Source organism: Aequorivita xiaoshiensis, assembly GCF_022008395.1.
GTDB classification, from domain to species: Bacteria; Bacteroidota; Bacteroidia; order Flavobacteriales; family Flavobacteriaceae; genus Aequorivita; species Aequorivita xiaoshiensis.
This window is the reverse complement of record NZ_JAIRBB010000026.1, coordinates 1-4310: the sequence shown is the minus strand read 5'-3', so window position 1 is coordinate 4310 and position 4310 is coordinate 1. Positions and strand designations below refer to the sequence as shown.

The following is a 4310-nucleotide window of genomic DNA, read 5'->3' as shown; positions in this document are numbered from 1 at the left end:
TTATCTTTAGATTTTAAAACACCTGAAATGGTATATAAATTAACAGCGTAAATCAATTTTTAACCTGTAGCCATATTTCAGGACGAGACATATGAGGAAAACGCTGATTTTAATATTAGGACTTACGATTTTACAGCTAAATTTTTCTTGTAAAACCCAATATTCCGTGATAGAGTTAAACAATAATTTTACAACCGAGCAAGTAGCCGATTTAAAATTAATTTCTGACTTTTTTAAAAATCAAATGTGCTTAAATATGGACTCCGATTTCAAAACTTGTTATCAGAGAATACCTCACGAATATTTGGAGGCAATTGGAGAAGGATTTTGGACAAACATTGACTTTGAAAAACAAAAAAAACTTTACGAACAAATATCAAAATCAACTTTTGACGAAATTTGGATGTTCTGTAAATCGACTGAATATAAAACAGGAAAAGAAACAAAAAGTCTTTGTGCAAATCCAATCGGAAAATACTATGAATATCTTGTCGATTTAGGAAAACAAAATCCCAAAATAGAGGAATATGCTCATTGGGTTAATGCATCAGGAGACTTCAATCCTTTACAAATGCTCGACTCAAAAATATCAAAAAATAAAAAATATTTTGACCTAAATGACCGCAATATTCAATTGATTTTAGCAATTCACTATTTATCTTTAAATGACCAAGCCAAAAGAAATGAAAAATGGATAACGGAATAAAAAATACTATGCACAACACTGTATATAAAAAATGCGTAGTTTAGTGCTAAATCAAAGGAAAGTGCGTACTTGCTTTCATCCGATTTTCGTTCCGAAAATCCTCTGACACAAGCACGCACTTTTCATATACAAAACCGTTAGTTTTAATGCAAAAGCAAGTTTGCGGAATCGAATTTCTGAATAAAAAATTGAACTTTAATTGAAAAATAAACTACTGATATTATTAATTGGAATTTCCTTTTCAAGTTGTTTAGACGACCCAATTACAGCACGAAAAGTTACGAATGACTATTATCTGAATTGGGTTTATGATAATTCTGACCAAATATTATTGCGTAGTTCAGATGGCGGAAAAAGTGGTTCGATTGAAATATCGGAAACAGTTTTCGCAGTTGGATTTAATGACAATTATATTATCGCTAAACAACATCCGAATTTAGAAAAGGAGATTAGTGAAAGACTATTTGGAAATTTTGCTACTAACGGAGACTATCTTTTAAAAAATCCTGCTGACACGATTTATTTGGCTAAAGATGACCGAATTTATGAACAAAATGGAAAATGGTATCATATAAGCAATGGTTGGAATCCACCTGACAGTTTAAAACCATATAAAAAAACAACTTATTATCATATTATAGATTTAAGAACCAAAAATGGAGAAAAATACAAGTTGAATAATGAATTGGAATTTTGGGCTAAAAGAGAAAGTTTAGGAATACCAAAAAGCTTGGATTTTTCAATAATAGACAAAGATTTGGAATAAAGCACTAAAAGCTAACAACGTGTATAATTCATTGCTAGTTCTGGCTTACTTACGAAAGTCCTCGCGGACTTTCTATCTGTGATTTATTTGCTAAATTAGTTGCTTAAACACGCAACGAAATCATACACAAACACGTTGTGCAACATTTAAAAAAAACCGATGACAAAATCATTAATCTCTCTCATCTTGACTTGCCTTGGATGGTATGTATTTTATAATAACGCAATGATTTGGCCTAAAATAACACCTATAGCACTCGCTACTTCTATGTTAGAAATGGATGGCAATGGAAATTTTTTTGTGGGATTGATTGTTCTTCTGCTTTGCGCTATCTTAACCATTATACTTGCACTTTTAGTTTTATTTTTAATGATTTATGCCTTTGTAGGTATTATTTATACACCAATACTTTTTTTTTCAAAACCAGGTTATGGCATTTCGAATAACAACATAAAATACACTTCACGAGGTAATTATACAGGTAGCTCAACTTTCAACAATGAAAATTCAAATCCTAAAAGCGTAAAAAACAATAACTCATATTCAAAAGAAAGTGATTCTAATAAAGATTTCAATTCAGTTGTAGGCGGAATAAGAGGGACTTCGACATATAAGGGAGATAACTGGTTCACTGAAAAAAAAGTTGGCAGAACCGATAATGACGGTAACACATATTCGGGAAATAATTGGTTCACTGAAAAAAGAACAGGTAGAGTTTCATCTGACGGAGATGTTTATGATGGAGGAAATTGGTTTACAGAAAAGAAAACTGGGAGTATTAAAAAGGATGGAAATATTTATGAAGGCAACAATTGGTTTACGGAGAAAAAAACTGGGAGAATTGATAAAGATGGAAACATTTACGAAGGCAGCAACTGGTTTACGGAAAAAAAGGTAGGTAAACATAAAAAATAAGTTCTAAAGATTATTATTATAAAAAATATTTGTTAGCTTATTAATCCTCAAAATAATGACCAAAAAAAATAGCGCGAAATAAAACGTTGCACAACAAAAGTATAAAAAAAATAGGGCAAGTAAGTGCTAAAACCAATGGCTCAGGCTTATTTGCGAGGTCGCCAAATCTTTTGATTTGGCTTTTAAATGAATAATATAAAACAAAATGCAAAAGATTTGGCTTGTGGATAATCCGAAAATTTATCGTTTATTTTCAGCCCTACTTATCATATACGAAACGTTACCTGCAATTTGAAAAATGAGCATAGTAGATAAAATTTACCAAGAAAATATAGGCATTACAGAAGAGGAAGTGCTTGCGAAAATTATTGACGAAAAGGAGTTATCTGCTTTAGACTTTTGGTTATTACCACAATACGTTTTTGATGAATGGAGAAAAAAACACGACTATCCAAGAATATTAGATAACTTTAAAAGAAGATTGCCTAGATTCAAAGAATGGATGGAAACCTTTGAATTGACAGACGAAATATTAATGGATGGATATGTAAGTGAATTCTTGAAATTCAAATACACAGAAATTAAAAAAGACCATATCTTTCATTTAGTAAAAGTCACATATAAAGGCAAAACAAAACATCAAGTTTGGTATAGTTACGATAAAAATTCATTACACAATGAAAATGAAGTGACTTATGAATATGTTCGCAGTTTTCAAAGTTACTTTGAATGGTGTGAACTAAACAAAATTGACGGATATGAAATAAGAGTTGACAAATACTATCAAGCTTATGAAAATGAAGAAGTCTATTATAATTTTGACTTAAGGTTAATTAAAATGGGGAGAATAGAACCACCTGTAAATGCCTTAAACCAAATATTACGTCAAAAGAAAATTGAATTTGCAAATGTTAGTGGCTTAAAATTAAACGATGAAATTATTAACAATAGGTCTATTGAATTCATATTTTGTGTTTGTGATAATATTAGTTGTAAACATCTTAAAACTCATTTCTTCACCTTTGAAAATTCAAGTGTTAGAAACTTGAATATCACAAACTCTGAAATAAGTAATTGGAAATTTATTAATTCCATAGCAAATGGACGAATTAAAGATTCTTTGATTAAAAACTCTAGGATTTGGGGTGGGAATTTCACACCTATTTTTGAAAATAGTGAACCAGAAAATATTGGAGTTTGGTATAAAAATTTAAAACATTCACCGAATTTTGACAGAACTTATCGGAACCTCTATAAAGCACATACTGAAATTGGGAATTACAAAGAGGCAAATAAACTCAAAATTTCAGAATTAGATTTTAAAAGAAAACAAGTAAAAGGGTTTTGGAATAAAACAAGTTGGTTTATCGATAAATATTTTTGGGGTTATGGAAGAGAACCTAAAAAAATAATAACTTTTACATTTGCTATAATTTTACTATTTGGGTTAATATTTTCCTTAATTTCTAATCAGCTAATTCCAAATGAAACTTTTTTGACATTGAATTGGGCAGAAAAGATTCTCTATAGTTTATATTCCAGCGTAGTGACTTTTGTAACATTAGGATTTAGTGATGTTTATCCGAATACTGGATTTGCTAAATTATTAGTTTCGATAGAAGCAATTATAGGAGCTCTTTCATTAGGTGCATTAATAGTTACTTTAACAAAAACAAAAGAATAAAAACTGCAGGTAACAACGTATATATTCCATTGCTAGTGAAGGCTTACTTACGAAAATCCTCGTGGATTTTCTATTCGGTTTTTATTTGCTAAATTACGTGCTAAACCACGCAACGTATCATATACAAAACCGTTGTAAAACATTTTGACCCGTCCTGAATAAAGGCTACATAATTTTAAACATTATGTACAAAAATGACAAAGTAATCAGACGGTATTCAGAACCTTTTAAACTGAAAA

The 4310-nt window shown here is 30.1% G+C and carries 4 protein-coding genes; all 4 read left to right on the top strand.

The genetic code is table 11. The annotated features are described in order from the left end of the window. The first annotated feature begins 166 nt into the window (after positions 1–166). The 4 genes from K8344_RS13630 to K8344_RS13615 all read left to right on the top strand — a co-directional run bounded on the left by K8344_RS13630 (position 167) and on the right by K8344_RS13615 (position 4071). Positions 167–706: a hypothetical protein gene (locus K8344_RS13630; RefSeq protein ID WP_237609231.1), complete on the top strand. Its 540-nt coding sequence runs from the start codon at positions 167–169 to the stop codon at positions 704–706. Between the two features lie 199 nt (positions 707–905). Next, a complete protein-coding gene (locus K8344_RS13625; RefSeq protein WP_237609230.1) occupies positions 906–1472 on the top strand; it encodes a hypothetical protein in 567 nt (188 codons plus the stop codon). Positions 1473–1631: 159 nt separating this feature from the next. Next, positions 1632–2387, top strand: coding sequence for an MORN repeat-containing protein (locus K8344_RS13620; RefSeq protein WP_237609229.1), 756 nt, complete (start codon positions 1632–1634; stop codon positions 2385–2387). A 298-nt stretch (positions 2388–2685) separates the two neighbouring features. Next, positions 2686–4071, top strand: coding sequence for a potassium channel family protein (locus tag K8344_RS13615; RefSeq protein ID WP_237609228.1), 1386 nt, complete (start codon positions 2686–2688; stop codon positions 4069–4071). The last annotated feature ends 239 nt before the right edge of the window (positions 4072–4310 follow it).